This window comes from Nocardia sp. NPDC051052, assembly GCF_044456045.1.
In the GTDB taxonomy this organism is placed as follows: domain Bacteria; phylum Actinomycetota; class Actinomycetes; order Mycobacteriales; family Mycobacteriaceae; genus Nocardia.
Genome location: NZ_JBITFL010000028.1, coordinates 1 through 19,553, shown reverse-complemented (window position 1 = coordinate 19,553; position 19,553 = coordinate 1). Strand labels below are relative to the sequence as shown.

The 19,553-nt window shown below is 65.6% G+C and carries 19 protein-coding genes; 12 read left to right on the top strand and 7 right to left on the bottom strand.

From position 1 onward, the window contains the following. A partial coding sequence (locus tag ACIBCN_RS44010) for an NAD(P)-binding protein (RefSeq protein WP_396998761.1) occupies positions 1 to 536 on the bottom strand: 536 nt, incomplete at its 3' end. Positions 537 to 1,165: 629 nt separating this feature from the next. Between ACIBCN_RS44010 and ACIBCN_RS44005 the strand changes: the two genes are divergently transcribed. Then, positions 1,166 to 1,900 (top strand): alpha/beta hydrolase, encoded by a 735-nt coding sequence (locus ACIBCN_RS44005; RefSeq protein WP_396998760.1) that lies wholly within the window; start codon positions 1,166 to 1,168, stop codon positions 1,898 to 1,900. A 297-nt stretch (positions 1,901 to 2,197) separates the two neighbouring features. Beyond that, a complete protein-coding gene (locus ACIBCN_RS44000; protein ID WP_396998759.1) occupies positions 2,198 to 2,827 on the top strand; it encodes a glyoxalase in 630 nt (209 codons plus the stop codon). A 9-nt stretch (positions 2,828 to 2,836) separates the two neighbouring features. Here the strand turns inward: ACIBCN_RS44000 and ACIBCN_RS43995 are convergent, their stop codons facing one another. Then, positions 2,837 to 5,650 carry an ATP-binding protein gene (locus ACIBCN_RS43995; protein WP_396998758.1) on the bottom strand — a complete coding sequence of 938 codons (2,814 nt, stop codon included), beginning with the start codon at positions 5,648 to 5,650 and terminating at the stop codon, positions 2,837 to 2,839. Positions 5,651 to 5,813: 163 nt separating this feature from the next. Between ACIBCN_RS43995 and ACIBCN_RS43990 the strand changes: the two genes are divergently transcribed. Further along, entirely contained in the window at positions 5,814 to 6,170 is a 357-nt protein-coding gene (locus tag ACIBCN_RS43990) for a VOC family protein (protein WP_396998757.1), read from the top strand. A 58-nt stretch (positions 6,171 to 6,228) separates the two neighbouring features. Beyond that, positions 6,229 to 6,540 carry a YdeI/OmpD-associated family protein gene (locus tag ACIBCN_RS43985; RefSeq protein WP_396998756.1) on the top strand — a complete coding sequence of 104 codons (312 nt, stop codon included), beginning with the start codon at positions 6,229 to 6,231 and terminating at the stop codon, positions 6,538 to 6,540. Between the two features lie 31 nt (positions 6,541 to 6,571). On the opposite strand, the gene ACIBCN_RS43980 is transcribed toward ACIBCN_RS43985, so the two are convergent. After that, positions 6,572 to 7,225: an MBL fold metallo-hydrolase gene (locus ACIBCN_RS43980; RefSeq protein ID WP_396998755.1), complete on the bottom strand. Its 654-nt coding sequence runs from the start codon at positions 7,223 to 7,225 to the stop codon at positions 6,572 to 6,574. An 89-nt stretch (positions 7,226 to 7,314) separates the two neighbouring features. Here ACIBCN_RS43980 and ACIBCN_RS43975 point away from each other — a divergent pair, with 89 nt between their 5' ends. Further along, positions 7,315 to 7,740, top strand: a complete 426-nt coding sequence (locus ACIBCN_RS43975) for a MarR family winged helix-turn-helix transcriptional regulator (protein ID WP_396998753.1) — start codon at positions 7,315 to 7,317, stop codon at positions 7,738 to 7,740. A gap of 211 nt (positions 7,741 to 7,951) precedes the next feature. On the opposite strand, the gene ACIBCN_RS43970 is transcribed toward ACIBCN_RS43975, so the two are convergent. Further along, the gene (locus tag ACIBCN_RS43970; protein WP_396998752.1) at positions 7,952 to 8,677 is read right to left on the bottom strand and encodes an SDR family NAD(P)-dependent oxidoreductase; all 726 of its coding nucleotides are present in this window, start codon (positions 8,675 to 8,677) and stop codon (positions 7,952 to 7,954) included. Between the two features lie 48 nt (positions 8,678 to 8,725). Between ACIBCN_RS43970 and ACIBCN_RS43965 the strand changes: the two genes are divergently transcribed. Then, the gene (locus tag ACIBCN_RS43965; RefSeq protein WP_396998750.1) at positions 8,726 to 9,622 is read left to right on the top strand and encodes a LysR family transcriptional regulator; all 897 of its coding nucleotides are present in this window, start codon (positions 8,726 to 8,728) and stop codon (positions 9,620 to 9,622) included. Between the two features lie 113 nt (positions 9,623 to 9,735). Further along, on the top strand, positions 9,736 to 10,497 hold the full coding sequence (locus ACIBCN_RS43960) for a phosphotransferase family protein (protein WP_396998749.1): 762 nt from the start codon (positions 9,736 to 9,738) through the stop codon (positions 10,495 to 10,497). Positions 10,498 to 10,980: 483 nt separating this feature from the next. On the opposite strand, the gene ACIBCN_RS43955 is transcribed toward ACIBCN_RS43960, so the two are convergent. Next, positions 10,981 to 11,388: a VOC family protein gene (locus tag ACIBCN_RS43955; protein WP_396998747.1), complete on the bottom strand. Its 408-nt coding sequence runs from the start codon at positions 11,386 to 11,388 to the stop codon at positions 10,981 to 10,983. 241 nt (positions 11,389 to 11,629) lie between these two features. Between ACIBCN_RS43955 and ACIBCN_RS43950 the strand changes: the two genes are divergently transcribed. The 4 genes from ACIBCN_RS43950 to ACIBCN_RS43935 all read left to right on the top strand — a co-directional run bounded on the left by ACIBCN_RS43950 (position 11,630) and on the right by ACIBCN_RS43935 (position 15,122). Beyond that, a complete protein-coding gene (locus tag ACIBCN_RS43950) occupies positions 11,630 to 12,409 on the top strand; it encodes a class I SAM-dependent methyltransferase (protein WP_396998746.1) in 780 nt (259 codons plus the stop codon). Positions 12,410 to 12,524: 115 nt separating this feature from the next. Then, positions 12,525 to 13,166, top strand: coding sequence for an SMI1/KNR4 family protein (locus ACIBCN_RS43945; protein ID WP_396998744.1), 642 nt, complete (start codon positions 12,525 to 12,527; stop codon positions 13,164 to 13,166). Between the two features lie 278 nt (positions 13,167 to 13,444). Then, on the top strand, positions 13,445 to 13,852 hold the full coding sequence (locus tag ACIBCN_RS43940) for a nitroreductase/quinone reductase family protein (RefSeq protein WP_396998743.1): 408 nt from the start codon (positions 13,445 to 13,447) through the stop codon (positions 13,850 to 13,852). Positions 13,853 to 13,979: 127 nt separating this feature from the next. After that, positions 13,980 to 15,122 carry an AAA family ATPase gene (locus tag ACIBCN_RS43935; RefSeq protein ID WP_396998742.1) on the top strand — a complete coding sequence of 381 codons (1,143 nt, stop codon included), beginning with the start codon at positions 13,980 to 13,982 and terminating at the stop codon, positions 15,120 to 15,122. A 539-nt stretch (positions 15,123 to 15,661) separates the two neighbouring features. On the opposite strand, the gene ACIBCN_RS43930 is transcribed toward ACIBCN_RS43935, so the two are convergent. Together ACIBCN_RS43930 and ACIBCN_RS43925 are read right to left on the bottom strand one after the other, a co-directional pair. Beyond that, positions 15,662 to 16,525: a hypothetical protein gene (locus ACIBCN_RS43930; protein ID WP_396998741.1), complete on the bottom strand. Its 864-nt coding sequence runs from the start codon at positions 16,523 to 16,525 to the stop codon at positions 15,662 to 15,664. Then, positions 16,522 to 18,318, bottom strand: coding sequence for a caspase family protein (locus tag ACIBCN_RS43925; protein WP_396998739.1), 1,797 nt, complete (start codon positions 18,316 to 18,318; stop codon positions 16,522 to 16,524). The genes ACIBCN_RS43930 and ACIBCN_RS43925 overlap by 4 nt, the downstream gene beginning before the upstream one ends. 770 nt (positions 18,319 to 19,088) lie before the next feature. On the opposite strand from ACIBCN_RS43925, the gene ACIBCN_RS43920 reads away from it, so the two are divergent. Continuing rightward, on the top strand, positions 19,089 to 19,553 hold a 465-nt coding region (locus ACIBCN_RS43920; RefSeq protein ID WP_396998738.1), incomplete at its 3' end, for an IS110 family transposase.

Sequence of the window (19,553 nt, the reverse complement as noted above, 5' to 3'; positions counted from 1 at the left end):
CACCAACAAGGCCGACAAGCACCTTTCTCAAGCCTCACCCGACCCGCCTGGGTGTCCAGCACAACGTACTGAACCCCAACGAACTTAAGGAGCACCTTCTTGAACGTCGAACGGTCGACGCTGCGCGCGGTGATTGCCAACGACTTCCGCACGTCGAGTTGGTGATCCATGAAGTCGAGCCCGTCGACGCTCCCGCTACTGCGGTCGAACAGCTCGTAAACGTCGCCGGGCAGGCACCCACGCAATACCGTCTCGGTGTCGCGAAGCGTCAACCGATAACCCTGCGTCCGACCCATCGGGCTCGAATCCTGTTCGAAAACAATAACTTCGACACCACGGCGCCGCAGATGCTGGGCCAGGCACAGCCCGCCGATGCCGGCACCGACGATCCCCACCTGCGACTTCAGCACCACCAAAGTACATCGGACACGAGCAACCGGGGCAACTGTTTTTGGGCATACTTGCTCCCCCCAACCCTGCGCCGACACTTCCACGACCACGCGCGCCGAGAACATCTGCTGTTTGCCGCCGATCACATGGCTCCGTGGCAAGGTAAACGGGCAGAGGTTATCTCGGGCAGACTTCTGCCTATGAGCGGCAATGACGTAGACGTGCGGCATCTACTCGACAGCCTGTGCGTCGAACTGGGATTCTGTCTGCCATCGGCGGAGAGACGAAGCTTGTGCGAATCGCCTCCTATGGACATCGATTCGTTTACTGACGCGGTTTTCGACGCTGAGGGCATGGACCCGTACGGGGACAAGCATCTTCGTAGGTTGGTCCGCCAGCAGGTTATGCGCGCCTTTCAACCTGGATAGGCGTCAGGTTCGAACGCGCTGTTCCGCCGCTGAGCGATCGAAACACACAGCGTGACAGCCCGGACGATCATCACAACGGCTGCGGCCCTGATTTCTTGCCGGGCGATGCCTCCTGTGTCTCGGCGATACGCGGTATGCCGAGTTGCGTGCGTTCAGCCACGAAGCCACCGCAAAACCTGTTGGCGAGGTGCGGCGGCCGCTGCTACTTTGTCGGAAGCCGTGCGAGAGAACGAGGAGGTGGTATCCGTGAACGCAGTATCGACATGGGTGCTCCCCTCCGGGGTCACGGTCGGGCGATAGGGGTCGTCCGGGAGCGCCGTTCATGAGCACTCCCGAAAGGCACGACCGTGCAATTCACTTCTGAACAGCGCTTCGATGATGGCGTCCTCGAACGCGAATTCACCCTCGGCGAGATCCCCGGCATCCTATGGACGCCCGCATCCGCCTCCGCGCCGACCCCGCTGATCCTGCTCGGCCCTCCTCCGCTCGGGCTGCGGAAGGTGTACCCGCGGCTGCTGGCCAGGGCCCGGCACGCCGTGGCGGGGGGCTACGCCGCGGTCACTATCGAGCTCCCCGGCAGCGGTGATCGACCCCGCAACGTCGTGGTCGACCAGGCCATCGCCGACCTGCATCGGGCACTGGCGGCCGGTGAGCCGGTCACCGACGACATCATCGACCGGCTCATCCTCCCGCTGCTCGACCCGGCGGTGTCGGAATGGCGGGCCACCCTCGATGCCGTCCTCGCGCTGCCCGAAATCGGCGGTCCGGTCGGGTATTCGGGCGGGGTGATCTCCATCGGCACCCGGCTGGCGGTGGTCGAACCTCGTATCGAGGCCGCCGTTCTGTTCGCCGGGAGTTACGTGCCCCGCGCCATCTTCGAGGAGGCCAGGCAGGTCACCATTCCGCTGCATGTGCTGCTGCAGTGGGACGACGAAGGAAACGACCGGCAGATGGCCCTGGACCTGTTCGATGCCTTCGGCTCCAAGGTAAAGACGTTGCACGCCAATATGGGTGGGCACACCGGCGTCCCGCAATACGCGGGGGAGGAGGCGGACCGGTTCTTCACCCGGCACCTGAAGTGAGGCCGGACCGTCAGGTCAGCTGCCGACATTAGAGCCGTCAGTTAGCAGCCGCTATCGAGGACAGATCCTGGCGTCCTCGATAGCGGTGGCCGCCGTCGACGCAGACCCGGGCAGTTCGGATCGACCGGACGGCGCAGAGCCACGCCGACCAGGCCCAACATCGGGGCGCTCATTCAGGCGCTTCCTGGGCCAACTACGCCTCCGTGGTCCAACCGCGATCCACCGACCGAGTCTCAGTGGTGTGTTCCGTGGTCGGCACGGATGTGACCGAGGCGGCCCGTGCCTAGCGTTATGAGCATGGAAATCAACACGAACATCAGCACCGACATCAACATTCACCTCGAGGTGGCCGATCCCCAGGCCGCTGCCGCGATCTACGACGCCGCGTTCGGACTGGGTGACCGGCTCGGGTTCCGGGCCTCGCAGGCGCCGACGACCGGTTTCCGCGGATTCATCTTGTCGCTGGTGGTGTCGCAGCCCTCCACCGTCGACAGTCTCGTCGGCACCGCGGTCGACGCCGGGTTCACCGTCCTCAAACCCGCGAAGAAGAGCCTGTGGGGTTACAGCGCGGTGGTGCAGGCGCCGGAGGGGACGATCTGGAAGGTCGCCACCTCGAAGAAGAAGGATGTGGGCCCGTTCACCCGCGAGATCGACGACCTGGTGTTGCTGATGGGCGTGACGGATGTGAAGGCCAGCAAGCAGTTCTATGTCGATCGCGGCTTGACGGCGTCGAAGAGCTTCGGCGGCAAGTACGCCGAGTTCGCGAGCTCGGGCTCGCCGGTCACCCTGGCGTTGTACCCCCGCAAGGCTGCCGCGAAGGAGGCGGGGGTCGCCCTGGATGGCGGCGGATCGCACCGCCTCGTCATGGCCGGCGGCATCGGTTCGTTCACCGACTCGGACGGGTTCGTGTGGGAGGCAACGGCCTGAGCTGGGGGATCAGACCTCGTCAGCGGCGGCGAGGGTCAGACTCCGGGTGTACTGGTAGGGGCAGTGGGCGCGCTCGAATTCCGCCGCGAGGGCGTGCAGTCGGCCGCGGTCATCATCGAGCAGGGCGGCGGCCCGCTCGACGATCGGACCGGCTATCGGGTTGCCGGACACCGTGATCCGGGCCGCGGCGACGAAACCGCGAGCATCCGGATGGCCGGCCAGGACCGCGGCTTCGGCGCGCAGGGAGACATACCAGTGTCGCCAAATCCAGACGGTGCGCTCGTCCAATGCGTCCAGCTCGGTGGCCAGTTCGGCCAGTGCCTGTTCGGGTTGCGCGCGGTCGAGCAGCACGATGGCGTCGAAGACGGCGCGGTAGACGACCTGATAATCGGACGTACCGCCGAGGGCGTCCGCGATGGCCAGCCACCCGGCGCGTGCGGCGTCGTCACCGCGCAGACCATGGGCCATCGCGACGGCCGCGGCTGCCGGGGCGAGACTGGGCACACAAGGGCGACCGGAAAGCTCCCAGGAATCGACGAATCGTCCACTGCCGGTGAGTACTTCATCGAGATTGCCGAGCAGGGCGTCTACCACCAGGAGCGCGGAGGTGGCGAAATCGCCACGCTCGGCCAGCAACGGCAGGTCACCGAGCTGTTCGGCCCAGCGGCGGGAATCCAGCAGGTCGCCGACTCCGATACCGATTTCGGCCGCCTCGGACAACGCGGTGACGCGCTCGAGGGCGCTGGCGGGCGTCAGCGGCATGACGGTCAGCAAGGCGATTCGCCGACGGGTGGTCTCGGCGGCGGCGAAGACATCCCCGGCCCAGCACTGGGCAGCGGCGAGGGCGTCGAGCGCCGCGCTACGGGTGAGCGGGTCGCCGGTGCGATCGGCCAGTTCTACCGCCCGTTGCGCGAGCGAGATCGCCACAGTGCCGGGCGTTTCCGATTCCGGCAGGTCGGTGCGGGCCGGATCAGTGGATGTGATGGCCGCGGAGGCGGCGGTTTTCGACTCGCCCTCGACGCCGGTGAGACCGGCGAGTACACCGCATTCGGCGAGGGCAACGGCGGCAAGTGCGGCCGGGTCCACACCGGCGAGTTCGCGCGCCTCGGCCAGCAGCGCCGTGGCCTCGCCCGCCGCGACCGGCTGCGCGAAGGTGTCGGACATGCGGTAGACGGTGATCGCGGCGGTGGCCAGATCCCGGGCCGACGCCGCGGAATCGCCTGCACCGCCGACGGTTTCGGCGGCGGCGCGGTAGAGGCGGTACATGTCCTCGCCGCGCATCCGGCAACCGGCCACCTCGGCGGCACGCCGCAACGCCGCGGCGGAGGTGACCGAGTCATCGGTCAGCGCCGCCGCTTGTTCGTAGCGTCGCTGGGATTCACTGATCAGATTTCGGGTAAAAGCCAACTGCGCCAAGGAAATTGCCAGAGCGTGCGCGTCGGCGCGACGATCGGGCAGCACCGCCACCCAGGTCAGTGCCGCGCGCATATCGTCGGCGGCGGCATCGAACGCGGAGCGCCATTCGCGGGTAGTCGGCACGGGATCGGCGATCAGCTGGTCGGCGGTCGCTGTGCTCCAATTCAGGTGGCGCGCAAGTACTTCGTCGAGTTCGCCGACGGTGGCCAGCTCTTCGCGTTCGTATTGGCGGATGGTCTCCAATGCCCGGTATCGGGTGCCGCGCGCGGAGCGCACCACGGCGAGCAGGCTTTGTTCGGTGAGCCGAGCCAGCCCATCGGCGACCGCGATCGGATCCCGTTCCGGCGATCCCGCCACCGCCATGGCGTCGGCGGCGGTGAACGGCGCGACGAACACCGAGACCCGCCGCAGCACACACCGGTCCTCGGCGGTCAGCAGAGCCTGGCTCCAATCCAGCATGGCCCGCACGGACTGATGCCGTTCGTCGGCGCGGCGGCCACCGACGAGGAGTCGCAACGGATCCGCGAGGCTCGCGCTGAGGCCGTCGAGTCCGAGGGTGGGCAGCCGGGCGGCCGCGAGTTCGATGGCCAGCGCCAGCCCGTCGAGCCGACCGCAGATCTCATGCACCCGAGCCGACTGCTCGGTGTCCACGGGCCAGCCCAGCGCCGCGGCCCGATCCAGAAACAATGCCACGGCGTCATCGTCGAGCGACAGCGGCGGCACCGTGAAGACCTGCTCGAACGGCACCATGAGCCGCGCGCGGCTGGTGGCCAGTACCGTCACGTTCGGACAGTTCGCGAGCAGGTGTTCGATGAAGGGCGCCACCCCGTCGCGCAGATGCTCGCAGTTGTCGAGCACCAGCAGCGCCCGGCGCTCGCCCAGCGCGGCCGACACCGACTCGTCGAGACTGCGCCCCTGCTGCTCACCGAGCCGCAGCGCCCGCGCCACCGCGGCCCCGGCCATCGCCGGGTCGGTGACCGGCACCAAGTCCACGAACCATGCGCCGCCGGTGAATTCACCGGAAAGGTCAGCGGCGACAGCCAAGGCCAGCCGTGTCTTGCCGACTCCGCCTGGCCCCAGCGCGGTCACATGCCGATGCGCCCGCACCGCCTCGCGCAACGCGGAGCGTTCCCGCTCACGGCCGACGAACGAGGTCAGCGGCGAGGGCAGCGCGGCGGACGCCGCGCCGCTGTCCGCTGTCTGTTCGAATTCGCTCGCCCGTCCGGCCAGCGCCCGCCGGTCGGCAACCCCGACCTTGCGCAGCAGTGCGGACACATGGGTCTCCACGGTGCGCACGGAAATGAACAGCTGCGCAGCGATTTCGGCATTGCTGCGATGTTGCCCCACCAGGGCGAGCACCTCGGCCTCACGATCCGAGATCCCGGCGGCAAGCTTCGACTTCGACACGCAGACATTCTCACGTACGGCCATTTCACACGCGCGAGAGCGCCTCGGTTGGGGGCGTCTCAGTGGTGCGCTCCGTGGTCACCACGGATGTCGCGCCGCCTCGCCGGACATAGCGTATTTCCCATACCGACCAGCAGAAACACAGGACATACAAGGAGCGCGCATGACCGCCACCGCAGCCAAGGGCATCAAGACCGTGCTGCACCCCGTCTCCGACCTGGCCACGGCCACGGCCGTGTACACCGCCCTGCTCGGCGTGCCGCCGCAGATCGAGGGCACCTATTACGTCGGCTTCGAAGTAGACGGCCACCACGTCGGCCTCGTCCCGGACGGTGGCCCACAGGCCATCACCACCCCGGTCATCTATTGGGAGGTGCCCGACATCGAGGCCAAGCTGGCCGAACTGACCGCCGCGGGCGCCACGGTGAAGCAGGCCCTGCGCGATGTCGGCCAGGGTCGCCGGGTCGCCGAGGTCCTCGACCCCGATGGCAACATCGTCGGCCTGCTCCAAGATCGCTGAAACTCTTCGTCCACCACCCGGATTCGCGGTGAGCCGGCAGCACAACAGGAGAAAGATCATGAAGTTTTGGACCCACGTCGAACCACCCGAGCCTATGCGCGGCCTGGAGGTTCCGCCCGAGGTGGTGGCGGCGCTCGGCGAGGGCGCGCGGCCGCCGGTGACGATCACGGTCAACGGGCATTCCTGGCAGAGCCGGGTCGCGCTCATGCGCGGCCGCTACCTGCTCGGCCTCAGCAACGCCAACCGGCAGGCCGCGGGTGTCGCGCTCGGCGACCGCAAGCGCGAGCACGTGCACGCCATCGAGAGCGCCAAGAAACCCGACACGCGCCAACGGCGCATCGAGAAGGCCATCGCCACCCTGCGGGGCTGAAACCCGCAGTTGGGTGCAGTTGGTTCGGTTGTTACTGCTCTTCGGCGTCGAGGTCGATCGAAGTGCCCGTGGGCAAGCGTCGGTACGGGGCTCCGGTGCCGGGGCCGTTGTCGCCTAGCAGGCCGCCGACCATTGCGGTGCCGATGTCGTTGAGGGCCCCGTCGTGGATGGCGTATGCCTGCGTGGCGGCCACTTCGCGGACGTAGTCGATCAGTTGTCCGGTGGTGGACCAGGGACCGTGTACGGGCAGGAGCAGGGTGTCGACCGAAGTATCCGGGACGGTGAACGCGTCCCCGGGATGGAACACGGTGTCGTCGACGAGAAAGCCGATATTGCCTACCCGCGGGATGTCGGGGTGGATGACGGCATGCCAGGCGCCGTAGACCTGCACCTCGAAGCCGGCCGCGGTGAATGCCTCGCCCGCACCGACGGCGGTCACCCGGTCACCCAGACCGGTCAACCGTGCGGCGACAGCGGTGTTGGTCCAGATCCGCAGGGCGCGATTGCGTTCGGCGGCTCGGCGCAGTGTCTCTTCGGAGAAATGGTCGAAGTGTTCGTGGGTAACCAGTACCGCGTCGACATCGTCCAGCGCGTGCGGCTCGGTGAGCCCGCCGGGATCGATGACCAGGCGGCAATCGGGTTTGTCGAGGCGTACGCAGGCGTGGCCGAATTTGGTGAGTTGCATGGGGCTCTCCTCGAGCAGTCAATCTATACATCTAAGTTGTACAACTAGATTGTACAACTTAGGTGTGTGATTCGAGTAGGGTGGATGCCATGGCAGACGACACCCTCGCCGAGGACCTGCGCCAAGCGATCGGGGAACTGGTTCGTACCGTTCGAATCGCCGACACCATGCCGCCCGGCGAAGCGGCCATTCTCGGTCACCTCGACCGCGGCGGCCCGCAAACCACCGCCGATCTCGCGCACCGGCGCAAGGTGACCCACCAGTCGGCGGCCAAGTCGGTCAAGGAACTCCTCAGCGCCGGCCTGATCCGCGCCGAGCCCCATCCCGACGACGGCCGCAAGGTCCTGCTGCACCTCACCGGTACCGGCCGCGCTCACCTCCGGCAGCTGCGCGCACAGCGCGCCAACTCCCTCGCCGCCGCCATCCACGACACCCTCGACAGCCGCGAACAGCACCAACTCCGCGACTGCGTTTCCCTACTGACTCGACTGACCACACACATGACGGACAACTGAAACCATCGAAGTTCATCAGCGGCTGGGTGGACTCGCGTGCCATCCGAAGCGGTTGGCCGACAAGGCTTTCCAGCGCAGGCTCATGCCGATGAGCGCAACTCGGCCTTGGCGCGTCGATTCTCAGGCCGGAGGTCGAGACGACAGTGACGAGGTGACCACTGCCGTGGTTGTCTTCGGGTAGTGCGGACGGAGGTGGCCGCCGGGGTGCCCGTCACCATGGCACCGTTCCGGCGTCGTCGAAGAATCCGCCGGTCGGGCCGTCGTCGGGCAGGGTCGCGAGGTGAATCGCGATGGCCGCGCCCTGTTGCGGTGTACGGACGCCGCGAAAACCGTTGAGGTCGGTGGCGGTGAAACCGGGACAGCCGGAGTTGATCAAAATGTTGGAATCACCCAGTTCCTTGACGTATTGGATAGTGAGGGCGTTGAGGAAGGTCTTCGAGGCCAAATAGGCGGTGGGAAGCAGGCCCATGTCGACGCCGGGTGTGGTGTGCAGGGCGAGCGAGCCAACGCTGCTGGACATGTTGACAATTCGCGGTGCGGCCGAGGCGCGCAGCATCGGCAGCATCGCGTTGGTGACCCGGATGACCCCGATCACGTTGGTTTCCACCACGATTCGCACGGTCGCGGGATCGACCGTGGTCGGTGTCTGCGGCACAGCGCCGGTGATCGCGGCGTTGTTGACCAGAACATCGAGCCCCCCGGCCTGCTCGGCGATCAATGCTGCCGCCGCGGCCACGCTTGCGTCGTCGGTCACGTCGAGCGGCACACCGAACGCCTCGACCCCCGCCGCGCGCAGCTTCGCCACCGCGGTGTCGCGGCGTTGCCGATCACGCGCGCCCACACCGATTCGCCAGCCGAGCGCGCCCAGGCCAGCGGCGATCTCGTATCCGATTCCTTTGTTCGCGCCGGTCACCAGCGCGATCGTCTGTTCACTCACACCGCCGATCCTGCTGCGCTTCCGGGTATAGCGTCCAAGACCGATCGGGTGGACGGCGATACCGCACGGGTATTGGTCGTGGTCATCGCCGGATACCATGACCTGGTGGAGACGCGGGAGTTGCGATATTTCGTCGCCGTCGCCGAGGAGTTGCACTTCGGACGGGCGGCACAACGGCTCACGATCGCGCAACCACCACTGTCGCGAGCCATCCAGCAGCTCGAACGGCGGCTCGGAGTCGTCCTGCTGCACCGGGCTGCTCGCGCAATCACTTTGACCGAAGCAGGGTCGGTGCTTCTACAGGAGGCCCGGCTCGCCCTCGAAGCGGTCGACGCCGCCGAGCGCCGCACCCGCCGCGCCGCCGCCGACCGGCCCGGTGTGGTGCTGGCCATCAAGGCAGGAGCGTCCAGAGAACTGTTGTCGAAGCTGCTGGACGCCTACGCCGCCGAGCCCTCCGCCGTCGCAGTCGAGGTGATGCTCTGCGGGCCCGGCGAACCAGAAGGCTTGTTACGCAACGGGTGTGCCGATGTTGCTCTGCTGCACCGGCCCTACGACATGACCGCCGGATTCGACACCGAGGACCTGCACACCGAACAGCAGGTTGTGGTCCTGCCCGCGGGTCATCCCCTCGCCAACCGACCCCACATGTCGATGGCCGAGGTCAACGCCCTGACCGACCTGCCCCTGCCGCGCTGGCCTCGACGGGATGGGAGTTATCCCGACGGCCCCGGCCCGCAGGTTCGCGACCACACCCAGTTGACCCAGCTGATCGCGCTCGGACGGGCCTGCGCGCTCATGCCCGAGTCGCTCCGAGCCCAGCTACGCGACGATCACGCCATCGTGCCCGTGCCGGACGCACCGGCCGTCACGACCGTCATCGCCTGGCCACCACACAGCAGATCCAAAGCCGTCGCCGACCTTGTCCGTACGGCGATACTCCTCTAGCCGACAATGTCCGCACATGCCGCTTATGGCGCGCTGACCAAGTCGGCCAGTGCTGTGCAGCGGAAGATCAACGGGCCGTGCCGATCCCAGGTCGGTAAGACCTGCGCTAGATAATGACCGGCGTGGAAGATGTCGAGATCGTCGTCACCCATCACGAGCGCGTGACTGTGCGGGTCGGTGAGATGTTCCTGAAGATCGACGGTGATCAGGCGCGCATCGATGCCGAGGTCGAGGCGATGGTGTCGGCACCGATCCCGACACCAAAGATCCTGTGGCGCAAGCCATCCGTGCTTGCCCTCGCCGCTCTACCCGGAACCGCGCTCGGCCGCCTCGGCGAGCCGTCGAGCGCATCCCCGGCGGCATGGGCCGCGGCCGGGGCAGCCCTCCGAATGCTGCACGACGCACCGTTGCCATCGCGGCCCGGTCGCACGCGAGATCAGCTCGCCGCAGAACTCGATGCCGAATGCGAATGGCTGGTCATGAACGACGTTCTCCCTGCTGACATCGTCGCGCGCAACCGCCAGATCGCCGAAGTAGCGCTCCGGCCGTGGACACCGGTGTTCACCCACGGCGACCTACAACTCGCTCACGTATTCGTGGCCGGAGACGCGATCACCGGCGTGATCGATTGGTCCGAGGCGGCTCGAGGGGACGCCATGTACGACCTGGCCACCCTGACACTTGGACACCCGGAGCACCTGAGAGATGTGGTATCGGGCTATGGCACTTGCGTGGACCTCGAAGTGATTCGGGCTTGGTGGTCGCTACGAAGTCTGCGCGGCGTGCGCTGGCTGATCGATCACGGCTTCGATCCCACCTCACCAGGATGCGAAGTCGACGTCCTCAAAGCCCAGGCGAGGCGGGATCAGCCGTGAGGAGCTGTATCCGCTATTGCCGCATTGAGTCTGTCGTAGGACCTCGTTGCCGAATTACGTGGTGAGCCAAGGGGAATCGAGATCAGCCATGGCGGGATCCCGTCGTGTGACTGGCGTGTGTAGAACCGGACCGAAAGTCCACTCGGGCTGCGGACCACGAGCAACCAGCCGATGATCCCGCGCAGCACCGGAGAGTGCTCGGCCCCGAGCGTGTTCAATCGGTCACCGAGGTTGTCGAGATCGGCGCGGGTGTGCACTGCGAAGGTCACGGGGTCGAGCGCGGCCGCCGCCCGGCGGCGTCAGGCTTCGACCGCAGTTCGACGGGTGTTTCTATTCCGGGGATGTGCACGATGTGGGCGGAGGCGTCGCCGTCGGGGTGTAGTGATCGAGCTGCGGATCACGCTGGGCACCAAGGACAATCTCTCAGATTTCGAAAGCGCAGATGCGCTTGACCCGTACCTCAGCCGAAGTCGAATCCGCTCCTTACCGCTGCGGGTACACGGCGATCTCGATAAGGTTGCCGTCGAGGTCACGACAGTAATGTGAGACCATATCGCCAAGTGCTCCCATCTTGGTCACGGGCCCATTGACGATCTCCACGCCGCATGCCGTCAGGTGATCGGCGACCTCCGTCGCGGTCGCGTCGGTGATGAAGCAAAGGTCTTCCGATCCGGCTGCCTCGGTGGCGGCCGTGGTCCAATCCGCGTCGAGGTCAAGCGCCCCTACCGGCCGCAGATTGATCTTCTGATCACCAAATTTGAGGGCAGTGCGCCCCGCTGGTCCGAATTTCTCGATCGTCATTCCCAAGACCTTGGCGTACCAATCCGCAGTCGCTTGGATGTCATGGCAGTTGATGACCACGTGGTCGAATCGGTTCACAGTGAAAGCCATTCGCCCATCCTCTACTGATGGCCGCGCTGGTGCGCGACCGACCTGCCCCGACCGTGCGAAGGCGCTCTTCTGCCGCATGGCGCGCGGTTCGACGCGGTTATGCGACACTTCCGGAAGATCAACGGGCCGAGATCCTCTCGGCCCGTCGGACGCACCATAATGTCGAGTTGAGGATGAACGAGCAGGTCCTGCTGACGAAGAAATCGGTTGCGCCCGCCTAAGCCCTCGGTCAGCCTTCGGTATGGTTTCTGATCTCACACAGCACTATTCCGGCTCTGCGGAAGACGACCGTCTGACGAGGACTCCACACGGCCGGCTGGAGTTCCTGCGCACCCAAGAGCTGGTCCGCCGCGTCCTACGACGACCGCAGACGATCCTCGACGTCGGCGGCGGGACCGGCGTACACGCTCGATGGCTCGTGGGCGACGGCCACACCGTGCACCTCATTGACCCCGTGCCCGACCACGTCGAGACAGCCGCAGCTCTGCCAGGAGTGACCGCACAGGTCGGCGACGCACGCCGACTGCCCGTCACCGACAACAGCGTCGACGCCGTTCTTATGCTCGGCCCCCTCTACCACCTCACCGAATCCTCCGACCGGGCAACAGCATTGGATGAGGCGATGCGGGTGCTTCGGCCCGGAGGCATGCTGATCGCGGCGGCCGTCAGCCGCTACCTGTCAGTTCTCGAGACAGGTGCGGACGGCCGCCTCAACGACGAACTCGCCCCGGCGGTGCGCGCGGTGATCGCCACCGGCGACTACGACGGCCACGTCGGCTTCGTACACACGCACTGGCACACCGCCGAGGAACTCCGCACCGAGGTTCAGGTAGCCGGCTTTGGCGGTATCGAGGTCTACGGAATCGAAGGCCCCGCCTGGCCCACACTCGACTACGCCGGACTTCACGCGCTGCCATCCCTGCTGACTGCCGCCCTGCACTGCGCACGATTGCTGGAACAGGACCCACTGCTGATCAACACCAGCGCGCACCTACTCGCGATCGCCCGAGCACAACACTGAATACGTCCCATGCAAGCAACGCACTATTCTGCCGCGATGCGAGCGCTTCGGGGCAGCCGTGCGCCCGGCCGGTTACGCCGCACACCAATTGAACGGTAGTGCCATGATCGAGTGCATGCCTCAGCAGATGACCGCCGAAGCCATTGTCGAGGGGTGGAAGTCGCGACTGGTCGCGCTCGCGGACACCCCGGAGCAAGTCTTCGTCGACACGCCACAGGAATTGGTCGATCAGCATCGTGCCCGGCTCACCACCTTCGAAGGCTGTACCGGCGCAGAGCTCGAGGCCGTCGAGGCGCGCATCTGCGGACGGTTCCCGGCGGTATTTCGCCAGTATCTGCTGCAGATTGGTGAGGCGTGTGGTGACCTGTTCCGCGGCAGCGACCACGCAGGCATCCGCAGCTTCGACCGGCTGCGCGGCGACGCGCGGGAGATCGTCGACGATGCTGGCGGTGCGTGGATGCTGCCGCCGGATGCCGCCATCGTTCTCACCCACCAGGGCTATACGTTCGACTATGTGCGGGCGATCGGCGAGTTCGACGGCCCAGTAATGCGGTGGACGGACGGGAAACCGGATGAGGACACTCAGATCGCGGCCACGTTCGCCGAATATGTCGACACGCAGCTGCAGTTGAAGGAGCACAACAACCGCAGCGTCCGCGAGCGAGGCGGCTACTATCTCACCCTCAACCCCCGTGGCGGAGGACGGCAAGTGCACCCGGCCCGCAACTCCGGCGACCGCCCACTCGATTCCCTGTGATAGGCGAACCAACACCAGGTGACGCTGTCGGTCACGGAGCCCGAGCGCGCACCGGTGATGGCAATCCGGATTAGCCCGGGCCCGTGCGAACCTCCGGGGCCGGACCGCTGTCACAGATCTGCGCGCACATAGCCGCATGGCGGGCGATGCGAAGCTGCCGACACGGCTGACTGAGAGATCAACTGGCGGAGACCATCTCGGCCCTCGGACGCACTCTTCTGCCGACTATGTGATCCTCGTTGTCCCGCAACAACATCTGAATCGACGATCGGAACGGAATGTTCGAGTACAACCCTGAAGTCATCGCCGAGTTCCGTGCCAACAGCGGCCGGGTCGGCGGCCGATTCGCCACGTTCGATCTGGCATTGCTGACAACCGTCGGCGCCCGGACCGGCCTGACGCGCATCAGCCCTGTCGTGTACTTCACCGACGGTGGCGACATTTTCGTCGTCGCCTCCGCCGCCGGTTCCGACCGGAATCCGGCCTGGTATCACAACCTCGTCGCCAACCCGGAACTCACCGTCGAGGTCGGCGCCGACAGCTACCGAGCCGAAGCGACGCCCACCGAGGGGGCAGAACGTACCCGGCTGCTCGCGAAAGCCATAACCGTCCAACCGGGTTTCGCCGAGTTCGAGGCCAAGACACGGCGACGGATCCCGGTGCTGCGGATCACCCGAATCAGTTGATTCGTGGCCTGGCCGCGGGCTTCCGAGAATCGTCCTGTATTGCCGCTTCCCGGGCGTTCGATGGGCGAGATCTGTGGCCCACAGTCGATCGCGCGAACGTCCGCCTCTGCCGAATTGAGGTTATTCGGTGCGCGCAAAACCAGTTGAGTCGCGGTGCCGAACCGCCCACGATATTGGTGAGGATCGTGGTGGATGTTGGGAAGGGGTTTCGGTGCGGCCGGTATCGGTGTTGTGGCTGACAGGTGCCCCTGGGGTGGGCAAGTCGACGGTCGGTTGGGCGCTGTATGGCCTGGCGCAGGCGCAGCATCGGCTGGTGGCTTACATCGATATCGATCAACTGGGCCTGATCGCTCCCGCGCCGGTCGGTGACCCGGATTATCACCAACTCGAGACCACCAACCTCGTCGAGGTCCTCGGTACGTTCCGCCGCCACGGCGCCGAGCAGGTCATCGTGTCCGGTGTGGTCGATCCGCATCACGGGATCTCTCCCTACCTGCGGGACACAACAGATTTCGAGTTCACGCTGATTCGTCTGAGATGCACCCGCGAAGAGTTACAGAGTCGCTACCTCGCGCGAGGCTCATCCGCCGAACGGGTAGAAGAGGCGATGGTGGTCGCGGATACCCTGGATCGCAATGCCGTTGGTGCACCACTGGACACCACGGCATTGTCGCCGGGCGAGGTCGTCGGCATGCTGGCTGATCGATTACGCCTGCTCGAGCCCGAAGTATTGGTGCCTGGTTCGGTGTCGGCCAGATCCGCTGTGTCCGAGCAGTGTCCGGTGCTACTCCTCGTTGGCCCGACCGCCGTCGGCAAGTCGACCGTGGGTTGGGAGGCGCTACGGATGCTGTGGGGTCGTGGCCTCACCGCTGCCTATATCGACGCCGATCAACTCGGGTTCTTCACAGCGGACTCGGCACTGAAGATCAAGGCCGACAACCTCATTCAAATCTGGCGCGGCTATCGACGCGCGGGCGCGCGGGCGCTGATCGTCGTAGCCAGAGGGACGCCGCACCCATATCAGCATGCCCTCGCCGGTGAACATGTCACCACGGTGTGTCTGCAAGCGTCGCAAAGCGAGCTGGCGAAGAGAATCGCGCAGCGTAGTCGGGGCGACGGAGCCCGCCTGGCAGGAGACTCGCTGATCGCGGCCTCGGCCCAGCAACAGCAGCGTTTGCTATCACGTTCCAGTACCGAAGCGGCAGTCCTGCAACGATGCCACGATGGCGCTGGACCATCGACACCGAGCATCGAGCGAGTTCGGCAGTAGCCGCCGATCTGGCCGATCTGCTCTATGCCGACACCTCCAGCAGTCCTCCATAATCGCGCTTGCATGAGGCCAAGGCAGGGAGATCAGAGCAGCTCAGGTGTCGGTGACGAACGTCTTTCTATGCCGCCTGGCGGTCGTTTCAGCGAGCCGCAGCCGCTGGCGTGCAGTCGATCTCGAGAACATCCTCAACTGCCGATTATCTGATGTTCAAATGTGGTGCTGGGTGATCAGTAGTGGTCGTCGAACGAGCCTTCGCGGGCGGCGCGGTGGTTTCGGCCGGGGTAACAATGGCCCAACATACCGCTGGGTCGGTTCTTGCCCGCGGCATCGTGCGGCGCGCCGTCCCGGGTTTCACACCGCGGCGGCAGACTCGCCCGAAGAAATTGGGCACCGACCGCGCTCATCGAAATCGCCGGCCAACTCGCCCTTCTTTGTGCGCGGTGTCGTCCCAACCGACCGATGCCCGTTCGTCTTTCGGTGTCTGCTCTCGTCGGAGGTCAGGGAGAAGGCCGGAGTTGTCTGGTCGGTTATGTAGCCGGTCAGCCCAACAGCTCACTGATGCGGGCAGCCACCGTGGGATCGGCCAGGTACCCGGCGATGCCGTGTCGGTTGCTGGTGAAATTAGTGACTCCTCCGTGGTTTTCGATGGGAGGGTCGGTCGGGAAGTAGCTGTCGTCCAACGGTCGCAACGCGACGATGTCGGCGGGATCGAAGGCGTTTAACCAGCCCGCGAGCTCATGCGGGTAGGTGAGCGGGGCGCGCAGTCGCCGACGGATCGAGGGAATGCCCAGCGGAGAGCCGAGAGTGATGAACCCACGACAGCGGCCCAGGCGCTCGGGCGAACGAAGCACGTTGTATGCCACCACGGTCCCCAAGGAGTGCGCGACGAGAACAAAGGGCGCCGTGGTGAGTTCGGTGGCGACGACCTGGTCTATCGCGCGTTGCACCCCCGCGTTCGTCACATACAGCGAGACATCTCGTAGCCAGAGGTCGATCACCTTGGCGTCCAGGCCCGGGATCCGAGACAGCGCTCGTGCCGCGGCCAGTACCCAGCCCCAGTTCTGCGGGTCACGGGCCTGCACTACACCGAGTTCCGCGGCGATCTGCTCCTCGGTGATGCCGGCCGCGGCCACAACCTCGGCCAGCAACGCGCGCTGGGTCAGCGCATAGTCCGGCGGGCCGCTGCCAGGCCCGCGGGCGGCGATATCGTCGGGCATCCCTTGCTCCACACGCTCGACCAGACCGGCCAGCAGGTCGCCGTAGTAGGCGAAAACGATGTCAGGCAATGCGGCTCGCACCCCGGCCCGATCGAATCCGACCTGGAGCGCGTCAGTCCATTCCGACTGCAGGGCGGCCGGATCCTTCGCTTGTTGCGAGCGTCCGTGTACCAGAACAAGTTTCACGTGATATCCCTCCCGATCAAGGCCTCGTGGGCGAGGCGGACCCCCTCGACGGTGAAGGTCGAATAGAGGGCAGGCACCAGATAGCGAGAAAGTGTCCGGTGATAGGGAACTGCGAGCTGACTGTTCTCCATGAGCAGCCATCCTCGGGTGAACATCGGTACGAACGGATGAGCGGCATTGCTGCTGATAACGTCGTCGATGTCTATCTCTGCTTCGGGGTCAGGCGACCGGTCGACCAGCATCGCGAGGTCGAACGAGATGAGGTCGTCCTGAGCGGCCTTGAGCAGCGCGTCTCGCGGGAACTGTCCCCGTTCAGCGGCTCCATATGCGCGAAGAGCCTCCGGGATCATCCGATCAGGAACAGACAGCCGTCGCGGCGGACTCGCGAGGAAGCCTCGATCGGGCTCGGTCCACTCGAAGGGGGTGGCCATATTGCCTTGGAGCGCTGCGTAAGTAAGTCCTGCAAGGTCTCCGTATCGCCCAGGCACCGCAGGCCGGAGGTCGAGGCCACGGCGGGTCGTTCGATAGTTCATGCCTGTGACGCGGCCCTCCGATATCGCCACTACCGCTATCGCTTCGGGGACCAGAGCAACTACAGTGCCGGTGCTGTTGTCGAATTCGACTACCGCGCTGGTAGGTTCGGGCCTGTGCGCAGTGGTGGGAACCAGCTCTACTCGATGGAAACCGCCCCGGAGGTCGGTCCGTTCGGCGATTTCCCATCCGACCGCTGTCACTCCCCGTACCTCGGTGCCCTGCACCACGATAAACGCGCTGTATCCATCTGCCCGCTCCTCAGGGACCTCCTTGAAGCTCAAGAGCTCACGCAGCCCTCGAACTCTGTCGGAGTCTGCTTCGGCGCCGGCGATGAGAACATCTTTCGAGCTGGGGGCATCACCAGTCGACTTGTTCGGTGTGATCTGGCTGGCGACCGGTACGCGCCCCTGACCTGAATCGGGGACAGGTCTTTGCGCGTTGATGTCGACTGTTGCGAAGAACTGCGGCAGGACCGCCTCGGTCCGGACCTCGGGTCGCTGGTCGAGGAGCGGGTCGATCTGTGCGGTCTGGCCGGTCACCGCCTCGATCAGAGGATCCTTCAACGCGCGTGAGGTGACCACGGGAACGGCCGAAGGCACAGCCGTGCCGAACACCGGATTCGGACCGGGGTGAATGTATTCGATGATGTCGCGGGGAGGTTGGTCCAGCACATCGAGTAGACATCGGGTGAAGATGCCATAGCCCGTCCGCGCGCCGTCGGCGATCTCGTAGGCGGGGTCCCCGGGTGCGGTGCCGAAATAGATATCGAGGTCTGCGCTGCGCTGCTGGGGTGTGCCCGGCGGGAAGATACTGCCCCCGGTCATGCCGTAGAACGGAGGGCCGTTGACATAGGTGCGGCACGCGTCGGAGATGAGCACGACGTGCGGTATCCCTGCGCGGCGGGCGTATTCGGCGGTGAGGAGTGCGTTGACCGCCTCGGTATGGTCTGCGGCGGCGTCAGTGAGCAACCACATTTCCGCACCCGGGGCCATGAGCAGTCCGTGCCCGGCGAAGTAGATGATCAACTGGTCATAGATCCGTCGATCCACAAGAGCCCGAACGGAATCGAGGATGTCGCGTCGAGTGACGGCCGACCCGCCGCCGTCGGTGTGTAGTGAGACCTCGCAGCCCTGCAGGGCTGCCCACTCGGCCATCGTTTCTGCTCCCGCCGCTGCTGCCTGCAGCCCGGGCAGAGGTGCGACCCGATCCACCCCAATGGCAACCGCTGCGCGCTGGTACCCGCTCGATGTACTGGCCACGGTGACAGTCTGGTCGAAGTCGCCGACTTTTGCCTGCGGACGAGCTACTCGAAGGCTTCGACCGCCCAGCACGGCAGGCCGATGGCGCCGAGCTGATTACCTTGCCACACAGCTGTATTCGAGTGCTGGAGGATCCGATGCAACCTGCGACGAGTGCGGCCTCGCCACGGCGGCGCACGGCTTGCGGCGATCGGTCTTGCTGAGCCGAGGCGTTGTCAGCGCCCCCCATTGGGTTGCTTGCATTCGGACCGGCGGGCTGATCAGTGGTGCGTGCCTCGAATCGGGCGTCTGACAGAGGCTCGCGAGTTCGTGTCCAAGACCGGGTTAGGGCAGGACTGCCCTATGGCTCCGAGAAGAAATCACTGCGAAATGAACGCCCTGTAATGGCTCCCCTACTTATTTCGGAACGATGCGGTCGCCAGGCCGGCGTCGTTCCGGTCTGGGTGCGGTGACTCCTTTGGCTCCCCATGGTCCTCGAGTCCTTCATAGAGGCCGCGGGCGCCGCAGCCAGACCTGCAACTGACGGCGGATCCGGTTGCCACGGTGTGTCTTCCGGCTCCGCTCTCGGTGAACTGTTGAGATTGTTCGTGGTTCGAGCCCGCCCGCGCGACCAGACACCCTGCTGAACTTCGAGCCGTTCGAGCTCTGATGCAGACCGGTGCCGCGCGGGGTGCGCTGGGATCGTGAACAGCTCATCGGAGGCAAGCCCAACAGGCTCGTAAGTAGGGTGCTGCGCGTTCTCACTCGGGGTCTCGGGCCAGCAGAACGAGTTGATGGAGGAAGATTTGAACCGATACTGCGGAATCGACTGGGCCGAAGGCCATCACGACATCGCGATCGTCGATCGAGAGGGTGAACTGGTGGCGAAGAAACGGATCGACGACGACCCGACCGGCTTCGCTCAGCTGACCGAACTGCTCGCCGATGCCGGTGACACCGCGCAGGATCCGATCCCGATAGCGATCGAAACCTCCCGCGGATTGATGGTGGCCGCGTTGCGCGCAACCGGGCGTCCGGTGTTCGCGATCAACCCGATGGCAGTCGCGCGTTATCGCGAACGACGCAGCCTCGCCAGGGCGAAATCCGATCACCTCGACGCGATGACGCTGGCCAACATTTTGCGCGTTGATGCCCACGTTTACCGGAAACTGCCCGCCGACAGCGAACTCGCCCAAGCGATCACCGTGCTGGCTCGCGCGCAGCAGGATGCGACCTGGCGACGCAGCAAAGCAAGC

Coding starts and splice junctions, on each gene's coding strand:
- ACIBCN_RS44000 (WP_396998759.1), top strand. CDS start 2,198: ATGGAAATCAACACGAACATCAGCACCGACATCAACATTCACCTCGAG.
- ACIBCN_RS43990 (WP_396998757.1), top strand. CDS start 5,814: ATGACCGCCACCGCAGCCAAGGGCATCAAGACCGTGCTGCACCCCGTC.
- ACIBCN_RS43985 (WP_396998756.1), top strand. CDS start 6,229: ATGAAGTTTTGGACCCACGTCGAACCACCCGAGCCTATGCGCGGCCTG.
- ACIBCN_RS43980 (WP_396998755.1), bottom strand. CDS start 7,225: ATGCAACTCACCAAATTCGGCCACGCCTGCGTACGCCTCGACAAACCC.
- ACIBCN_RS43975 (WP_396998753.1), top strand. CDS start 7,315: ATGGCAGACGACACCCTCGCCGAGGACCTGCGCCAAGCGATCGGGGAA.
- ACIBCN_RS43960 (WP_396998749.1), top strand. CDS start 9,736: ATGACCGGCGTGGAAGATGTCGAGATCGTCGTCACCCATCACGAGCGC.
- ACIBCN_RS43955 (WP_396998747.1), bottom strand. CDS start 11,388: ATGGCTTTCACTGTGAACCGATTCGACCACGTGGTCATCAACTGCCAT.
- ACIBCN_RS43950 (WP_396998746.1), top strand. CDS start 11,630: ATGGTTTCTGATCTCACACAGCACTATTCCGGCTCTGCGGAAGACGAC.
- ACIBCN_RS43945 (WP_396998744.1), top strand. CDS start 12,525: ATGCCTCAGCAGATGACCGCCGAAGCCATTGTCGAGGGGTGGAAGTCG.
- ACIBCN_RS43940 (WP_396998743.1), top strand. CDS start 13,445: ATGTTCGAGTACAACCCTGAAGTCATCGCCGAGTTCCGTGCCAACAGC.